At 72.7% G+C, this 15,252-nt stretch carries 18 protein-coding genes; 11 read left to right on the plus strand and 7 right to left on the minus strand.

Annotated elements, in window-relative coordinates:
- Nucleotides 1-12: 12 nt before the first annotated feature.
- The 3 genes from ACIPK4_RS28095 to ACIPK4_RS28105 form a co-directional block, all read right to left on the minus strand.
- Entirely contained in the window at nt 13-642 is a 630-nt protein-coding gene (locus tag ACIPK4_RS28095; RefSeq protein WP_402317350.1) for a TetR/AcrR family transcriptional regulator, read from the minus strand.
- A 138-nt stretch (nt 643-780) separates the two neighbouring features.
- Nucleotides 781-1,719, minus strand: coding sequence for a M56 family metallopeptidase (locus ACIPK4_RS28100; RefSeq protein WP_402317351.1), 939 nt, complete (start codon nt 1,717-1,719; stop codon nt 781-783).
- 100 nt (nt 1,720-1,819) lie between these two features.
- Nucleotides 1,820-2,362, minus strand: a complete 543-nt coding sequence (locus tag ACIPK4_RS28105) for a DUF5134 domain-containing protein (RefSeq protein WP_402317354.1) — start codon at nt 2,360-2,362, stop codon at nt 1,820-1,822.
- Nucleotides 2,363-2,503: 141 nt separating this feature from the next.
- On the opposite strand from ACIPK4_RS28105, the gene ACIPK4_RS28110 reads away from it, so the two are divergent.
- Nucleotides 2,504-3,043 (plus strand): GNAT family N-acetyltransferase, encoded by a 540-nt coding sequence (locus ACIPK4_RS28110; RefSeq protein ID WP_402317357.1) that lies wholly within the window; start codon nt 2,504-2,506, stop codon nt 3,041-3,043.
- Nucleotides 3,044-3,060: 17 nt separating this feature from the next.
- On the opposite strand, the gene ACIPK4_RS28115 is transcribed toward ACIPK4_RS28110, so the two are convergent.
- Together ACIPK4_RS28115 and ACIPK4_RS28120 are read right to left on the minus strand one after the other, a co-directional pair.
- Complete coding sequence (locus ACIPK4_RS28115) at nt 3,061-3,753, minus strand: glycerophosphodiester phosphodiesterase (RefSeq protein ID WP_402317360.1); 693 nt, start codon at nt 3,751-3,753, stop codon at nt 3,061-3,063.
- A 189-nt stretch (nt 3,754-3,942) separates the two neighbouring features.
- Nucleotides 3,943-4,683, minus strand: a complete 741-nt coding sequence (locus ACIPK4_RS28120; RefSeq protein WP_402317363.1) for a PadR family transcriptional regulator — start codon at nt 4,681-4,683, stop codon at nt 3,943-3,945.
- Nucleotides 4,684-4,747: 64 nt separating this feature from the next.
- Between ACIPK4_RS28120 and ACIPK4_RS28125 the strand changes: the two genes are divergently transcribed.
- The 5 genes from ACIPK4_RS28125 (at nt 4,748) to ACIPK4_RS28145 (ending at nt 10,194) form a co-directional block, all read left to right on the plus strand.
- Nucleotides 4,748-5,869, plus strand: a complete 1,122-nt coding sequence (locus ACIPK4_RS28125) for an LLM class flavin-dependent oxidoreductase (RefSeq protein ID WP_402317365.1) — start codon at nt 4,748-4,750, stop codon at nt 5,867-5,869.
- Between the two features lie 370 nt (nt 5,870-6,239).
- The gene (locus ACIPK4_RS28130; protein WP_402317368.1) at nt 6,240-7,646 is read left to right on the plus strand and encodes a DUF6421 family protein; all 1,407 of its coding nucleotides are present in this window, start codon (nt 6,240-6,242) and stop codon (nt 7,644-7,646) included.
- Between the two features lie 26 nt (nt 7,647-7,672).
- A complete protein-coding gene (locus tag ACIPK4_RS28135) occupies nt 7,673-8,437 on the plus strand; it encodes an SDR family NAD(P)-dependent oxidoreductase (RefSeq protein WP_402317371.1) in 765 nt (254 codons plus the stop codon).
- Nucleotides 8,434-9,495, plus strand: coding sequence for a low specificity L-threonine aldolase (locus ACIPK4_RS28140; RefSeq protein WP_385183413.1), 1,062 nt, complete (start codon nt 8,434-8,436; stop codon nt 9,493-9,495). The genes ACIPK4_RS28135 and ACIPK4_RS28140 overlap by 4 nt, the downstream gene beginning before the upstream one ends.
- A gap of 99 nt (nt 9,496-9,594) precedes the next feature.
- On the plus strand, nt 9,595-10,194 hold the full coding sequence (locus ACIPK4_RS28145) for a transglutaminase family protein (protein ID WP_402317374.1): 600 nt from the start codon (nt 9,595-9,597) through the stop codon (nt 10,192-10,194).
- Here the strand turns inward: ACIPK4_RS28145 and ACIPK4_RS28150 are convergent.
- Nucleotides 10,139-11,386: an MFS transporter gene (locus tag ACIPK4_RS28150; RefSeq protein WP_402317376.1), complete on the minus strand. Its 1,248-nt coding sequence runs from the start codon at nt 11,384-11,386 to the stop codon at nt 10,139-10,141. The genes ACIPK4_RS28145 and ACIPK4_RS28150 overlap by 56 nt on opposite strands.
- Nucleotides 11,387-11,469: 83 nt before the next feature.
- On the opposite strand from ACIPK4_RS28150, the gene ACIPK4_RS28155 reads away from it, so the two are divergent.
- A complete protein-coding gene (locus ACIPK4_RS28155) occupies nt 11,470-12,045 on the plus strand; it encodes a CGNR zinc finger domain-containing protein (RefSeq protein WP_402317378.1) in 576 nt (191 codons plus the stop codon).
- 53 nt (nt 12,046-12,098) lie between these two features.
- Here the strand turns inward: ACIPK4_RS28155 and ACIPK4_RS28160 are convergent, their stop codons facing one another.
- Nucleotides 12,099-12,821, minus strand: a complete 723-nt coding sequence (locus ACIPK4_RS28160) for a lysophospholipid acyltransferase family protein (RefSeq protein ID WP_402317381.1) — start codon at nt 12,819-12,821, stop codon at nt 12,099-12,101.
- Between the two features lie 278 nt (nt 12,822-13,099).
- On the opposite strand from ACIPK4_RS28160, the gene ACIPK4_RS28165 reads away from it, so the two are divergent.
- The 4 genes from ACIPK4_RS28165 (at nt 13,100) to ACIPK4_RS28180 (ending at nt 15,247) form a co-directional block, all read left to right on the plus strand.
- On the plus strand, nt 13,100-13,468 hold the full coding sequence (locus ACIPK4_RS28165) for a thioredoxin family protein (protein WP_054226313.1): 369 nt from the start codon (nt 13,100-13,102) through the stop codon (nt 13,466-13,468).
- A gap of 98 nt (nt 13,469-13,566) precedes the next feature.
- Nucleotides 13,567-13,647 (plus strand): putative leader peptide, encoded by an 81-nt coding sequence (locus tag ACIPK4_RS28170; protein WP_353962368.1) that lies wholly within the window; start codon nt 13,567-13,569, stop codon nt 13,645-13,647.
- Between the two features lie 71 nt (nt 13,648-13,718).
- Nucleotides 13,719-14,258, plus strand: a complete 540-nt coding sequence (locus ACIPK4_RS28175) for a flavin reductase family protein (RefSeq protein WP_402317384.1) — start codon at nt 13,719-13,721, stop codon at nt 14,256-14,258.
- A 203-nt stretch (nt 14,259-14,461) separates the two neighbouring features.
- Nucleotides 14,462-15,247 carry an electron transfer flavoprotein subunit beta/FixA family protein gene (locus tag ACIPK4_RS28180; RefSeq protein ID WP_054226312.1) on the plus strand — a complete coding sequence of 262 codons (786 nt, stop codon included), beginning with the start codon at nt 14,462-14,464 and terminating at the stop codon, nt 15,245-15,247.
- Nucleotides 15,248-15,252 lie beyond the last annotated feature (5 nt).

Genomic DNA, 15,252 nt, shown 5'->3' on the forward strand with positions numbered 1-15,252 from the left:
CCGGGCCGGGCGTCAGTCCTTCGGGGGAATCGTTCCGTCGGGCGGTCCGCCGTCCGGCGGGACACCCAGCCCCCAGTCCAGCCCGTAGCGCTGGAACAGCTCCGCCCGCAGACGCGCGAGCGGCATCGGAGCCCCCGGCAGCAGGACCGCGACCACCGCACCCATCAGCAGCGCCCGCAGCAGCGGGTAGTCGGTGTCCACGTCCGCCGACCCGTACCGAGCGACCGTGTCCCGCAGCAGCTCCGCCAGCCGCTGCTGCTCCGGGCACTGCACGAACCCCTCGGCCTGGAGGATGCCCGCCATGTGCGTCCGCATCAGCAGCGGCTCGTCCCGGGCGAGCCCGAGGATCGCGTCGACGGCGCGGGCGAGCCGCTCGCGGCCGTCGTCGCTGCGCGGCTCCCGCTCCAGGGCGGCGTCCAGGGTCAGGTGCATCAGCCGGTGCACCGCCGACTGCAGCAGCTGCCGCTTCCCCGGGAAGTAGTACGAGACCAGGCCGCGGGCCGTGCCCGCCCGGTCGGCGATGTCGCCGAGCGTGGTGGCCTCGTAGCCGCGCTCGGCGACGAGTTCCACCGTGGCCTGGAGCAGCCGCTCCCGGGAACGCCTGCGCAATTCTTCATTGACCGATGCGCTGCGCGGGGACATGCTTACTCCTGCGTTGACTGGCTCCCAGCCAATATACTCAGCGCACGGGGTCGCCTGCTCTGGGCGACGCGGGGGATCGCCCAGAGCAGGACTTCCACACCACACGGGAACAGCCGGTCCCGGCCCGTTCGGGCGACATCAGGTCAGGGCGCTCAGACCCGGCATCAGAGCCACCGCCAGCGGGACCGCCGGGAGCAGCGTGGCCAGCGCCGTGAGCCGCAGCCGCCGGCCCGCCGACAGCCGCGGCGCCGCCGACAGCAGCCGCCGCACCCGCTCCGACACGTGCGGTTGGGGGCTCGGGTAGGGCCCGAACACCCCCCGGTCCTCGTTGAGACCGACCAGCGCGAGCGCGATCGTCAGCCTCCCGAACCGCCGCGAGGCCACGTCGTCGGCGGCCAGTTCGACGAGCCGGTGCATCTCCGCCTCGAACGCCGCGAACACCGGCACCTGGGGGAACCCGCCCGCCAGCGCCCGCGAGCAGTGCAGCAGCCAGTCGTGCCGCGCCTGTACGTGCCCCTGCTCGTGCGCCAGCACGGCGTCCAGCTGGCTTCCCTTGAGCCGCCCCAGCGCGGCGGTCGTCACGACCAGCTGCGGCGCCGCGCCCGGCAGCCACCACGCGTCGGGCCGCGTCCCCTCCAGTACGACGAGCCGCGCCCCGGCCGGATCCTCCCCGGGCAGCAGCGGCGCCCGTACGAGCAGCTCAGCGCCCCGCGCCCGACGCCGGGCCCGCGCCCGCAGCACCTCGCGGGTCAGCCGGGCCCCGGTCCACAGCCCGCCGCCCGCCAGCGCCAGCGCCGTCCCCGTGGCCCACGGCCCGCCCGTCGGGCCCAGCGCGTACGCGTCGACCACCCCGTGGGGGGCCGCCGCGAAGAGCCTGCCCCGGACCGCCAGCCAGGCCGCGGCCGCGCTCAGCAGCATCGACAGCGCGAAGCACAGCAGCACCGCGCCCACCACGCACTGCCACACCCACAGGGCGACGACGGGCTCACGCTCGGGCCACTCGGCCCGGGCCAGCAGACGGGGGGCGAACACCGCGGTCAGGGCGCCGAGCAGCAGGAGTGCGGCGGGGACCATCATGTCCGCAGCCTATGAGCGCGGGGCTACCTGCGGGTACGGGCTTTCGGGATTGGTGACGCAGGACACGTCCGCCCCGGGCCCGCGGAGCGGCTCCCCCGGGTCACAGTCCGGGCAGCATCGCCAACATCCCGATCCCCATGGCCAGTCGGCAGGCCCGCGTCAGCTCCGCGGGCGACACCTGCGGCCCGCCCGCGAGCTGCGGTGCACCGCCGCCCGCCGTCACCAGCCGGGCTCCGCCGAGCAGCACGTATCCGGCGAAATAGAGGAGCAGCGCCCCGGTGACGAGCGGCGGGCCCCCGCCGTGCCCGTGACCGGGGGCCGTCGTCAGCGCCATGTACGCCATCGCCAGCGAACCGACCAGGTGGTGCGCGTGGTGCATCCCGCCCCGCAGCAGCCACACGGCGTGCAGCACGGCCCCGCAGAAGACGGCCAGCAGGATCCCCGGACCCCACGGCCCGATGCCCGACGGCACGGCCATCACCGCCATCCCGAAACCCATCACCGCCTCGCCCGCCGCCGCACCGCGCGCCTCCCGCGCCGATCTGCGCACCCGCCGTACGCAGTACGCCCCGCTCACGAGGCACAGGAGCACGAGCAGCCAGGCGGAGACGGAGGCGGGAAGGGACGTGGTGGGACCGTGCACGGCGGAACCTCCCGGTTCGTCGGCGTCACCGGAAGAGATGCCCCGGCCCGCAGGCCTGCACGCCGCCCCGGGTTAGGCTCTCCATGCCGCACCGGGCATGTCATATGCCGCCGATATGCCGCCGAGCCGAACGGAGCCCCGATGTCGACCGCTCACCCCGCCGCTCTGAACTTCCGCAGTGCCGTGGAGGCGGACGTACCGGGCCTCGTGGAGCTCGTCGAATCGGCCTACCGCGGCGACGCCAGCCGGGCCGGCTGGACCACCGAGGCGGACTACCTGGACGGGCAGCGCACCGACCCCGACGGTGTCCGCGCGATCATCGACTCCGCCGACGGCGTCCTGCTCGTCGTCGAGCGCGCGGGTGAACTCGTCGCCTGCTGCCAGCTCGAACACCGCGGCGACCACGCCTACTTCGGGATGTTCGCGGTCCGCCCGGGACTGCAGGGCGCCGGCCTCGGCAAGGAGATCCTCGCCGAGGCGGAACGCCGCGCCCGTGAGACGTGGGACGCCAAGGAGATGCGCATGACGGTGGTGAACGTACGGGAGGAGCTCATCGCCTACTACGTGCGCCGCGGCTACCGGCGCACCGGCGAGCTGAGCCCCTTCCCCTACGGCGACGAGCGCTTCGGCGTCCCGCTCCGCGACGACCTGGCCTTCGAGCTGCTGGTCAAGCCGCTGTAGCGGAGTGGGAGCCGCGGTCAGGCGATGAACCGGCCCGTGCTGCGGATCTCCGGGAAGTCGGTGGTCGCGCCGTCCAGTTCGAGCGCCCGCGCCAGCCGCAGCTGTTGCAGGGTGTTGACGGTCCAGCCGGTCACCCGCAGCCCGGCCGTGTGCACGGACTCCACCGTGTCCAGGGTCAGCCGGCGGATGTCGAGGGCGACCGTCTGCGCACCGGCGGCGAGCGCCCGGTCCACGGGCGGGCGCCGGTGGGGGACGCGTTCGTCCACGTACAGGCAGCTGCGCACCCCCGGCACCAGCCGGGCGGTCTCCGCGAGCACCTCGTCGTCGAAGGAGGCCACCTCCACCCGCGTGCTCAGGTCGTGGCGCCGGACGAGTTCGGCCAGTGCCTCGGCGACGGCCCCGCTCTGCACCGACACCTGGAACGGGGTGCGGACCGCTTCCAGGACCTCCTCGAAGACCGGCACGTGCTCGCCCTGGCCGGCGTCCAGCTCGCGCAGTTCGGCCACGGTCAGGTCGGCGACGGCTCCGGAGCCGTCGGTGGTCCGGTCCACCTCGGCGTCGTGCAGGACGACGAGCACGCCGTCCTTGCTCAGCTGCAGATCCAGCGCGATGACGTCCATCCCGGAACGTTCCGCGCGGACGAACGACCGCAGGGTGTTCTCAGGTTCGACACCCATGACCCCGCGGTGACCGATGGTGAGGAAAGTCAAGGTTCTCTCGCTTCCGTCGACGGCGGCTCCCGCGCGGTCGCGGTGTCCCTACCGGCCGCGCGCGGTGAGGTCGCATGCTAGTGCGCCGCCGGTGCGATGAGACCGCCCGTGCAGAGCCCGGAACGGGGCCGTCGGCCGGTTCCCGCCAGGGCCGTACGCCGTCGCACGCCGCGCGGTCGCCCTGACGCGTCACCCGCGCGTGGGCGCGTCCCCGCCGCCTTGACGCCCGGCGTCGGCCCCGCCTCGACCCCCCGCGTCCCCGCCGCCTTGACGCCCGGCGTCGGCCCCGCCTCGACCCCCCGCGCCCGCACCGCCTTGGCGCCCGGCGTCGGCACCGCCTTGACGGCCGGCGTCCGCCACCGCCGCCACGGCCCCGGCCGGGTCCGCGAGATCGGCCAGCAGCGCCTCGCCCAGCTCCAGTTCGGCCAGGTGCTGCCGCTCGCTCCAGCGCAGCGCGAGGGCGGGGAACGCCCACTGCGGCACCTCGGCCGCCTGCGCCATGGCCTCCCGTACGGCGGCCAGTTCGCCCCGGGTGCGCTCCAGATGGCCGCCGACCATCGCGCGCAGCAGCTCCGGCTCGGCGAGGTGACCGAGCCAGATCCGCAGCATCAGCCCGTGCTTGAGCACCGGGGGCCCGGCCTCCGCGGTGTCCGAGGCCCATCCCGCGAGGGCCTCGCGCCCGGCGTCGGTGATGGCGTAGCGGCGCTTGGCCCGCGCCTCCTGGGGTCCCGAAGGGGTGGAGGCCGCGTAGCCGAGCTCCTCCAGCCGGCGTAGCTCGGCGTAGATCTGGCTGATGGCCGGGGACCAGTAGAAGAAGCGCAGGGAGGAGTCCGCCCACTTCTTCAGCTCGTAGCCGGTGCGCTCGCCGGGGAAGGACAGCAGCCCGAGCACCGCCCACGCGGTCGGCGGAAGGTCTTGCTTCTTCGACATATGACTACTAGTCATATTCCGAATTGAAGTATGGCCGGGCACGGGACGCAACCCTGGAGGCATCGTGAAGTTCTCCGTCATCTTCGAAGCTCAGCTCGCCGACCCGACCGTGGAGCGCGAGCACCAGGTCATCCGCGACTGCGTGGAGCAGGCCGTGCTCGCCGAGCGCATGGGATTCGACCGGATCTGGGCCGTGGAACACCACTCCCTGAAGTGGTACGCGCACATGAGCGCCCCGGAGGTGTTCCTGACCTGGGTCGCAGCCCGGACGCACACCATACGCATCGGCCACGGCGTGGTCTGCATGCCCTTCAACTTCAACCACCCGGTCCGCGTGGCCGAGCGGGCCGCCATGCTCGACCTGCTCTCCGGCGGCCGCCTCGACCTCGGGGCCGGACGTGGCGGCACCGAACAGGAGACCTCGCTGTGCGGGGTCGACCGGGAGCGCACCACCCGGGAGGTGGAGGAGGCCCTGCGGATCATCGGCAAGGCCTGGCAGGAGGAGGAGCTGGAGTACCACGGCGAGTTGATCGACATCGCTCCGCACCCGATCCTGCCGCGGCCGCAGCAGACCCCGCACCCGCCGCTGTTCCTGGCGTGCAGCCGCGCCGAGACCCTGGTCCAGGCCGCGGAGCTGGGCGTCGGGGCCCTGGTGATGGGCTTCGCCGGGCCCGCTTCCATCGCCGGGATGCGGGCCGTCTACGACGGGGCGCTCGCCGCCCGCGACGGCGCCCGGTTCGTCTCCACCGCGGTCAACGACCACTTCTCGGTGCTCTGCCCGACCATCGTGCTCGACGACCCGGACGAGGCGCGCCGGATCGGGGTCCGGGGCCAGCGGTTCTTCGCCCAGGCCATCGGTCACTGGTACGGCGGGGCCGGCGTCCCGGACGAGGCCGTGGTCGCCGGCGCCGACGAGGCGGCGCAGATGCACCGGGCGGCCGAGCAGATGGTCGCCCGGCTGCACGAGCAGGACATCCCCGTACGTCCCACGTCGACGGCCACCTTCCGGGCCGACCACGCGTACGGGAGCGCCGACGACGCCATCGCCTACGTACAGCGGCTCAAGGATGCGGGGGCGGACGAGATCATGTGCCTGATCCAGATGGGGACGGTCCCTCAGGAGGCGTGCCTGCAGACCCTGCGGCAGTGGGGCGAGAAGGTCATCCCGCACTTCCGCGCGGCGTGACCGGCCCCGCCGGGCGGGCGGGGCGGGGGCGGGCGGGGCGGGGGCGGGCGCCGAGGTGACCGAGGTCACCCGCCCGTCCGGCCGGCGGCGCCGGGGCTCGCGCGGGCGGGGGCCACAGTGCGTTCCGCGGCGGGGGGTACGTACGCAATCCGGCCATGCCGGGCCGGTCTTGGGGGCCGCGGTGCGGCTCCCCACTGCCCGCGGAGAACTTGACGAAAGGGACGAATCCGTCGAACAAACAGGGGGCGGCGGGAAGAATTACGGTGCTGATGGGGGTCGCGCAGGATAATTTCCCGAGCATCCTCTTGAGCCGGACAGGCTTGCATGCATACGCTGTCATGACGCGAGGTTCTCCTGTGGAGGAAGTGACATGACGGAAATTCTTGTGCCGGGTTCTGGCGGTGCGGTGATAACCGCCGGTGCGCGGGTGGTCGACCACCCTGCGTGGCCCGAGCTCAAGGCCGCCGTGGAGGAGATCCGCCCCTGGCAGGCCAAGGACGGCTCCATCGACTTCGAGGCCGCGGACGCCCCCGCTCCGGCCGTCGTCGAGGCCGCCGTGGAGCGGGTGATCGGCGCGGTCGAGGCGCTCTCGCCGCTGCTGCCGCACGCCGCCGCCTACCACCGCGCGCTCGTCGCCGACCTGCGCAAGTGGGTCTCGGACGGCTTCAAGGTGCCGGACTTCCTGGACTCCCTGCTGGCCTTCCACCCGGCCGCCGAGCGCGCCGACGGGCTCCAGCACCTGGTCGTCTTCCCCATGTACACGCAGAACGGCAACCTCGACCGCAACTTCGAGGCCGTCGTCCTCAAGATGGTGTGGCCCGAGTGGCTCTCCGAGCTGGAGCGCACCCGGTACGACAACCCGCTCTTCCTCGGCATCACCTTCGAGGACTTCACCCCGGGCTACGACACGCACTCCGCCGTGCTCTTCCCGGAGACCATCGCCGTCCGCGAGGCCCCCGAGCGCTTCACCTGGGGCGGCATCTTCTGCGACCGCGAGGCCGCCCGCTACCGCAAGGTGACCGAGGCCGCCGTCGACATCCTCGGCATCGAACTGCCCGAGGACATCGCCCGCATGGTCGAGGACCAGGAGCGGTGCGAGAAGGCGTTCGTCCTGTGGGACATGGTGCACGACCGCACCCACAGCCACGGCGACCTGCCGTTCGACCCCTTCATGATCAAGCAGCGCCAGCCGTTCTGGATGTACGGCCTGGAGGAGCTGCGCTGCGACCTCACCGCCTTCAAGGAGGCCGTGAAGCTGGAGTCCGAGGGCAACGAGCACGGCCGCGACGTCCAGTACGCCGTCCTGTTCGACCGCATGTTCCGCTTCCCGGTCTCCGGTGACCGCAACCGCAACTATGACGGGCTCGGCGGCCAGCTGCTCTTCGCGTACCTCCACAAGCACGACGTCGTGCGCTGGACGGACAACAAGCTGAAGATCGACTGGATGCGCGCCCCGCAGGTCACCAACCAGCTGTGCGCCGAGATCGAGGACCTCTACCGGGCCGGCATCGACCGCCCGAAGCTCGTCCACTGGTTCAAGGCGTACGAGCTCGTCTCCACCTACCTCGCCCCCCACCCGGGCTCCAAGTGGGCCAAGGGCCCCGACGCCCTCGACCTGACGCAGCCGCCGCGCAAGCTCGTCGACGACGTGCTTCCCGACGAGTTTCCGCTGAGCATGTTCTATGAGGCGCTCGCCAAGAAGCTCAAGGGAGTGATCGCCTCCACGAAGGGCATCACTGCAGTGAACGCCGATTCGGTCGAGCGGGTCGCCGCGTGAGCGCTCGCCCACAGGAGGCTGCACAGATGAACAGCGATGCGAAGTCCGGGAACGGCAAGCTGCACGGGGCCGTCGTCGCGGTGGCCGGGGCAGGTGGCCCCGCCGGCCGCGCCGCCCTGCTCCGCCTCGCCGAGGCCGGTGCCGTGGTCGTGGCCGCCGACGCCGACCCGGCGCGCCTCGCGGAGTCCGTGGACGCGGCCCGCTACGCCCACGGCGGCGCCACCGTCACCGGTGACACCGTGGACCTGCTCGACCTGGAGGCCACCAAGGCCTGGGCCGAGCGGACCGAGAAGGAGTTCGGACGCGTCGACGGGCTCGTCCACCTGGTGGGCGGCTGGCGCGGCAGCAAGACGTTCACCGACGTGGACCTCGCGGACTGGGACTTCCTGGAGAAGCTGCTGATCCGCACCGTCCAGCACACGTCGCTCGCCTTCCACGACGGCCTGCTGCGCAGTGACCGCGGACGCTACGTGCTCGTCAGCCAGTCCGGCGCGCACAAGCCGGTCGCCAACAACGCCGCGTACAACGCGGGCAAGGCGGCGGCCGAGGCCTGGACGCTCTCCCTCGCCGACTCCTTCCGCAAGGCGGGGGGCGAGGAGGGCCCCGGCGCCGCGGCTGCGATCCTGGTGATCAAGGCACTGGTGCACGACGCCATGCGCGCCGAGCGCCCCAATGCGAAGTTCGCGGGCTTCACCGACGTCAAGGAGCTGGCCGAGGCCATCGCCGGCGTGTGGGAGCGGCCCGCCATCGATGTGAACGGACAGCGTCTGTGGCTCACTCCGCAACCGTGAAAACCGATGCCCGCCGCCACCACGATCCGGCGGTGCGCGGATTCGCGAGCGACAACTACGCGGGGGTCCATCCAGAGATCCTGGAGGCCATCGCCCTGGCCAACGGCGGCCACCAGGTCGCCTACGGCGAGGACGAGTACACCGAGAACCTGCAGAAGATCATCCGCAGCCACTTCGGTCCGTACGCGGAGGCCTTCCCGGTCTTCAACGGCACCGGCGCGAACGTCACGGCCCTCCAGGCCCTGACGGACCGCTGGGGCGCGGTGATCTGTGCCGAGACGGCGCACATCAACGTCGACGAGGGCGGCGCACCCGAGCGGATGGCCGGGCTCAAGCTGCTCACCGTCCCCACCCCGGACGGCAAGCTCACCCCCGAGCTCATCGACCGGCAGGCCTGGGGCTGGGAGGACGAGCACCGCGCGATGCCGCAGGTCGTCTCGATCACCCAGAACACGGAGCTCGGCACGGTCTACACGCCGGACGAGATCCGGGCGATCTGCGAGCACGCGCACGGCCACGGCATGAAGGTCCACCTCGACGGGGCCCGGATAGCCAACGCCGCGGCCTCGCTCGACGTGCCGATGCGCACGTTCACCAACACCGTGGGCGTGGACGTGCTGTCGTACGGCGGCACCAAGAACGGCATGATGTTCGGCGAGGCCGTGGTGGTCGTCAACCCGGACGCGGTCCGGCAGATGAAGCACATCCGCAAGATGTCGATGCAGCTCGCGTCCAAGATGCGGTTCGTGTCCGTGCAGCTGGAGGCGCTGCTCGCCAAGGACCTGTGGCTGCGCAACGCACAGCACGCCAACGCGATGGCGCAGCGGCTCGCGGCGGGCGTGCGCGAGACCGACGGGGTGGAGATCCTCTACCCGGTGCAGGCCAACGCGGTCTTCGCGAAGCTGCCGCACGAGGTGTCGCGGCGGCTGCAGAAGCGTTACCGCTTCTACTTCTGGGACGAGGTCGCCGGCCACGTGCGCTGGATGTGCGGCTTCGACACCCAGGAGGAGGATGTGGACGGCTTCCTCCAGGCGTTGAAGGAGGAGATGGCCCGCTGAGGCGCCACCTCCGCTTCGACACCGCCTCCAACTGAATAGATATACCCCCGACCGCAAATCCATTGATCTGTGGTCGGGGGTATGCCTATGCTCCGCGCCATGCAGCTGATCCCGCAAAGCCCGGATATTCATGCCTACATGGCGGCAGATGAGGTCATCGACCACGGCCACCCGCTCGTACGGGAAACCGCCGACATCCTCTGGACCGCCACCGGCGATGCATATGCATACGCCAAGGTCGCCTTCGAGTTCGTCCGCGACACCATTGCGCACTCCGCCGACTCCGGAGACCCGCGCGTCTCCTGGCGCGCCTCCGACGTGCTGGGCACCCGCAACGGCATCTGCTACGCCAAGTCCCACGCGCTGGTCGCCCTGCTGCGGGCCCGCGGCATCCCGGCGGGGCTCTGCTACCAGCGGCTCGCCGACGACGACGGCTCCCACCCCGCCGTTCACGGCCTGATCGCCCTGCTGCTGCCCGGCACCGCGCACTGGGCCCGCCAGGACCCCCGCGGCAACAAGCCCGGCGTGGACGCCCAGTTCAGCCTGGGCGCCGAGCAACTCGCCTTCCCCGTACGCCCCGAGCTGGGCGAGGCCGACTACCCCGGGCTGTACGCCGCCCCGCACCCGGCCGCGCTGGCGGCCCTCAGGGAGTCCGCCGACCGGCAGGAGCTGTGGCGGAACCTGCCGACGGCCCTGTAGCCGCCGTGCCGGCCGGCGCAGCACCCGGGCGAGCCACCACCGCGTGCAGCGCGGCCGCCGCGAGGATCAGTGCGGAGATCGCGGCCAGCAGTGCCTGCGGCGGCGCGTCGGCCGCAAGGCCCACGAGGGCGGCGCCGACCGACGCGGCGGTCAGCTTGAGCCCCGCCCCGAGGGTGAACACCTGGGTCCGTACGGCGTCGGGGGCGTACTCCGAGCGGATCCGGAGCGTGGCCGTCAGCAGCGGCCCGTCGCAGACCCCGGCAGCCGCGAAGAGCACCGCCGCGGAGGCGACGGACGGGGCGAACGCGGCCGCCGCCAGGGCCAGCCCGGTCCCCGCCATGGCCCGGCGCGCCAGCCGCCCCGGCTCCACGGACGTGATCCGGCCCAGCGTCAGGGAGCCAGCCAGCGCGCCCACCGCGAACGCCGTCATCAGCCAGCCCCCGCCGCCCGGGCTGCCGAGCCGGGACGCCAGCAGCACCGAGGTGGTGGTGAGCGTGCCGATGCCGACGAACGCCAGCGTCGTGGCCGAGGTGATCGCCCGCAGTTCCCGGACCCGCCACAGGGCCGCCAGCCCGGCGCCCAGACCCGCAGGAGCACCCGGACCGCTCCCGGCGGGCCCCACCGGGTCCGGCCGCCGGGTTCCGTACGGGAGGGTCGCGGCCAGGAGCGTCGCGAGCGCGCCGGCCAGCGCGAGCACCGCCATCGCGGGTGCGGCCGAACCCAGCGCGACGGCCAGGCCCACCACCGCCGGGGCGGTGACCGCCGCGGCGTTGTAGGTGGAGGCGTCCCACGCGTACGCCCGGTCGCGCCCGGCGCCCGCCGGGACCAGGCCTGCGACCAGGCTGGACATCCCGCCCGTCACCATCGGCCCGCAGCTGCCGCCGAGCAGGGCCACCGCGAGGACCAGCGGCGCCGGGGCCCGGCCGAGCAGCAGGGACAGCGCCGCCACCGCACAGGTGAACCCGGCCAGCGCCGCCACGTGGAACAGCCTTGGCCGGCGGGTCCTGGCCGCGGCCGCGCCGGCGAGGGGAGCCGCCAGTACGTGCGGCGCGAGCCAGGCGGTCAGGACGAACGCCCCGTACGCGGCGCTCCCCGTGCGCTCCAGGGCCAGCAGGACCACCGCGAGGCTCATGCCCTCCGACGCGAACCGTGCGGCCAGTGCCGCTGCCAGGTACCGCCCGAACCCGTGCACCCCGGAACCCCCCTCGCGACGCGTAACGTGATGACGACGCAAGACGTTACCGTTGCATGGGTGTAGGGCGAAAGGATTCCGGGATGGCCGATTCCGTGCAGGGGTTCTCGACGGGCCGCCGGCTGATCGAGCTCGCCGAGGCGGTCCGCGCGGACCCCGAACTCCCGCGCACCGAGCTCGCCCTGCTCCTCGCGCGGCACGGGGAGCGGCCCGCAGACCTGACGGAGGAGACCTTCACCGAGGAGGCCGCGGCCGAACTGCGCGCCGCCGCCCGGCGGATGGGCACGGTCCTCACCGAGGCCGACGAGGACCGTGCGGCCGAGGCCCTCAACGCACTGTTCGCGCAGTACGCGGCCCCGCCCCGGCTGACCCGGCACGACGGCCACCCCTGGCACCTGCACGTGGACCGGGGCGAGAGCTCCGGCTGGGGTGGGTGGTTCCTGGCGTCCGGGGCGCTGGAACTCTCCCGGCTGCTCACCGAGTACGGGCGGATCGCCTGGGGCGCCTGCGCCGCCGAGGGGTGCGGGCGCTTCTTCCTCGGCACCGGGCCCGGCAGCGCCCGCCGCCACTGCTCCCGGGCCTGCGCCACGCGCGCGCGGGTCGCCGCGCACCGCCGGCGCAAGCGGGCCGAGGGGGCTGCGGGCGCCGAACGGCGCTAGGCCCTGTCGTGAACCTGCGGGCCCGCACGATCACCCGACCCGGTGGTACCGGATCAGCCCGCTTCCTTGACCTCGGCCGCCGTCGGCGCGGTGCCGCCCAGGTGTGCCGGCAGCCACCAGGAGTCCTCGGGGCCCTTGGGGGCGGCCGGGTAGGCGCGCTGCGCCGCCTCCAGCAGCTCCTGCACCCGCGCGCGCAGGCGGCGGGTGATCGCCCCGGCGTACTGGTCGGTCGGCGCCTCGATGGGCTCGCCGACCCGCATGGTCACGGGGATGTGGCTGCGCTTGAGGTTCTTCGGGCGGCCCTTGGTCCACAGGCGCTGCGTGCCCCACAGGGCCACCGGGATCAGCGGGACGCCGGCCTCCTGGGCCATGCGCGCGGCACCCGACTTGAAGCTCTTGAGGGTGAACGACTGCGAGATCGTCGCCTCCGGGAACACGCCGATGATCTCGCCGGCGCGCAGCGAGTCGAGGGCGTGCTGGTAGGCCGTCTCACCCTGCTGGCGGTCCACCGGGATGTGCTTCATCGCGCGCATCAGCGGGCCGGACACCTTGTGCCGGAACACGGACTCCTTCGCCATGAAGCGGACCAGGCGCTTCTGCGGCCGCGCGGTCAGGCCGGCGAAGATGAAGTCGAGGTAGCCGATGTGGTTCGACACGAGGACCGCCCCGCCCTTGCGCGGGATGTTCTCCGTGCCCTTCATGTCGATGCGGATGTCCAGCGCCCGGAAAAGGGTGTGGGCGGCGCCGATCACCGGAGGGTAGACGAGCTCAGCCATGAGGGGGAGACCCCGCTTTCTGCCTGGGGAGGTACTCCCGGCCGGAAGTTACGGCAGCGTAGGTACGCGGCCCTTGGGGATCGTGCCCCAAACGAGGGCTGGTGGCCAGCCCAGACGACCATGCCCGGCGAGATTCTCGTCACGCCGGGAATGCGGCGCGCGTCCGGGGCGCTCGGATCACCGTACGAACGTACTCAATGATGAGGGACGAGGTCCACGGGGGCGGCGGCGGACGGCCGCCTCGATCCGGCGGACGGGCAGCGGTGACGGGAGCAGGGGTGCGCGGGGACGAGGACGGGCGCGGAGCGGGCGCGGCGGGGCCGGACGGGCCCCGGCCCGGCGTACGGCTCGGCGCGGCGGAACTGGGCGCTGAGCCCGGCGAGCGGGCCAGCCTGGTGCAGTTCTCCAGCGCGTTCTGCCAGCCGTGCCGGGCCACCCGGCGGATCCTCGCCGAGGTCGCGGCTCTGGTCGAGGGCGTCGAGCACATCGAGATCGACGCTGAAGCCCGTCTCGAGCTGGTGCGGGCCCTGGGCATCGAGAAGACCCCGACCGTGCTCGTCCTGGACGCCGGCGGGCGGATCGTCCGGCGGGCCGCGGGAATGCCGCGTAAGGCCGATGTGATCGCCGCGCTGGGTGCCGCGATATGACGGGCACGCCGGTACACGCGCCCGCACGCAGGGTGACGCGCCTCGCATCTGCCCGATGCGGCTTGACTGTGTACACGGGAGATCGCCAGGCTGGCGGCATGCGGTATGAACTCCTGCTTTACGGGCGGGTCCACGTGGACCTCGTCCGCTACGCGAGCGCGCGTTGTCGGAGCCACTGAGCGACCCCGGCCCCCGACCCGATCCGACCGCGCCCGTGCCCGCCGCCCCCGCGGCAGAAGGAAGCCCCCCGATGACAGCCCCGCCGGTGACCACGGCCCCCTCGGCCCCGTCCGTACGATCCGCCTCCGGCCAGCCCGGCTCGCCCGACCTGCTCCGTTCGGCCTTCCGGCGGCATGCCGCCGGAGTGGCCGTGATCACCGCCGAGGACGGCGGGCGGCCCGTCGGGTTCACCGCGACCTCCCTGAACTCGGTGTCCGCCGACCCCCCGCTGCTGTCCTTCACCATCGCCACCGGTGCCTCCAGCTGGGCCGCGATACGCGACTCCGAGCACCTCGGCGTCCACATACTCGGCGAGCACCAGAAGGACCTCGCGGGCCTGTTCGCCCGCAGTGGAGCCGACCGGTTCGGGCCCGGCACCCCGTGGGCGCCGGGCCCGTACGACGTCCCGGTGCTCGACGGCGTACTGGCGTGGCTGGTGTGCCGCGTGGTGGCGCGGGTGCCCGCCGGGGAGCACCGGGTGATCATCGCGGAGGCCGTGGTCGGGGACCCGGCCGGCGAGGGCCGGCCGCTGCTTTACCACCAGGGTCGCTTCAACGCGTTGCGCGACTGAATCGTCCCTGCTGGGGCGGGTTCGGGCGGCGTTGGACAGATCACAGTTCAGCGGCCTTGCAACCGTGGAGGACCCACGGTGTACTGACGAGTAACATTCCCTTCGGAGCGCGGGCCGCCCCGACCGGGATCCGCCCGACAAGGCGCCTATGCTGCCTGCACAAGGCGGTATCAGAAAAAAGACGATGCGGTAGGAGAGCCGGCGTGAGCCTGAGGATCGTTGTCTGTGTGAAGTACGTGCCCGACGCCACCGGCGACCGGCACTTCGCCGATGACCTGACGGTCGACCGCGACGACGTCGACGGTCTGCTGTCGGAGCTCGACGAGTACGCCGTCGAGCAGGCGCTGCAGATCGCCGAAGACGCCGACGACGCCGAGATCACCGTCCTGACGGTGGGTCCCGAGGACGCCAAGGACGCGCTGCGCAAGGCGCTGTCCATGGGTGCCGACAAGGCCATCCACGTCGAGGACGACGATCTGCACGGCACCGACGTCATGGGCACCTCGCTGGTGCTCGCCAAGGCGATCGAGAAGGCCGGCTACGACCTGGTCATCACCGGCATGGCCTCGACCGACGGCACCATGGGCGTGCTCCCGGCGATCCTGGCCGAGCGCCTGGGCGTCCCGCAGGTCACCCTGCTCTCCGAGGTCAAGGTCGAGGACGGCACCGTCACGGGCCGCCGCGACGGCGACTCCGCGAGCGAGCAGCTGGAGGCCTCCCTCCCGGCGCTCGTCTCCGTGACGGACCAGTCGGGCGAGGCCCGCTACCCCTCCTTCAAGGGCATCATGGCCGCCAAGAAGAAGCCGGTGGAGTCCTGGGACCTGGAGGAGCTGGAGATCGAGGCGGACGAGGTCGGCCTCGAGGGCTCCTGGACCGCGGTCGACTCCGCGGCGCAGCGCCCGGCCCGCACCGCCGGCACGATCGTCAAGGACGAGGGCGAGGGCGGCAAGCAGCTGGCCGAGTTCCTGGCCGGCCAGAAGTTCATCTAAGGACT

It is taken from the genome of Streptomyces sp. NPDC086989 (assembly GCF_044745505.1).
GTDB lineage: Bacteria > Actinomycetota > Actinomycetes > Streptomycetales > Streptomycetaceae > Streptomyces.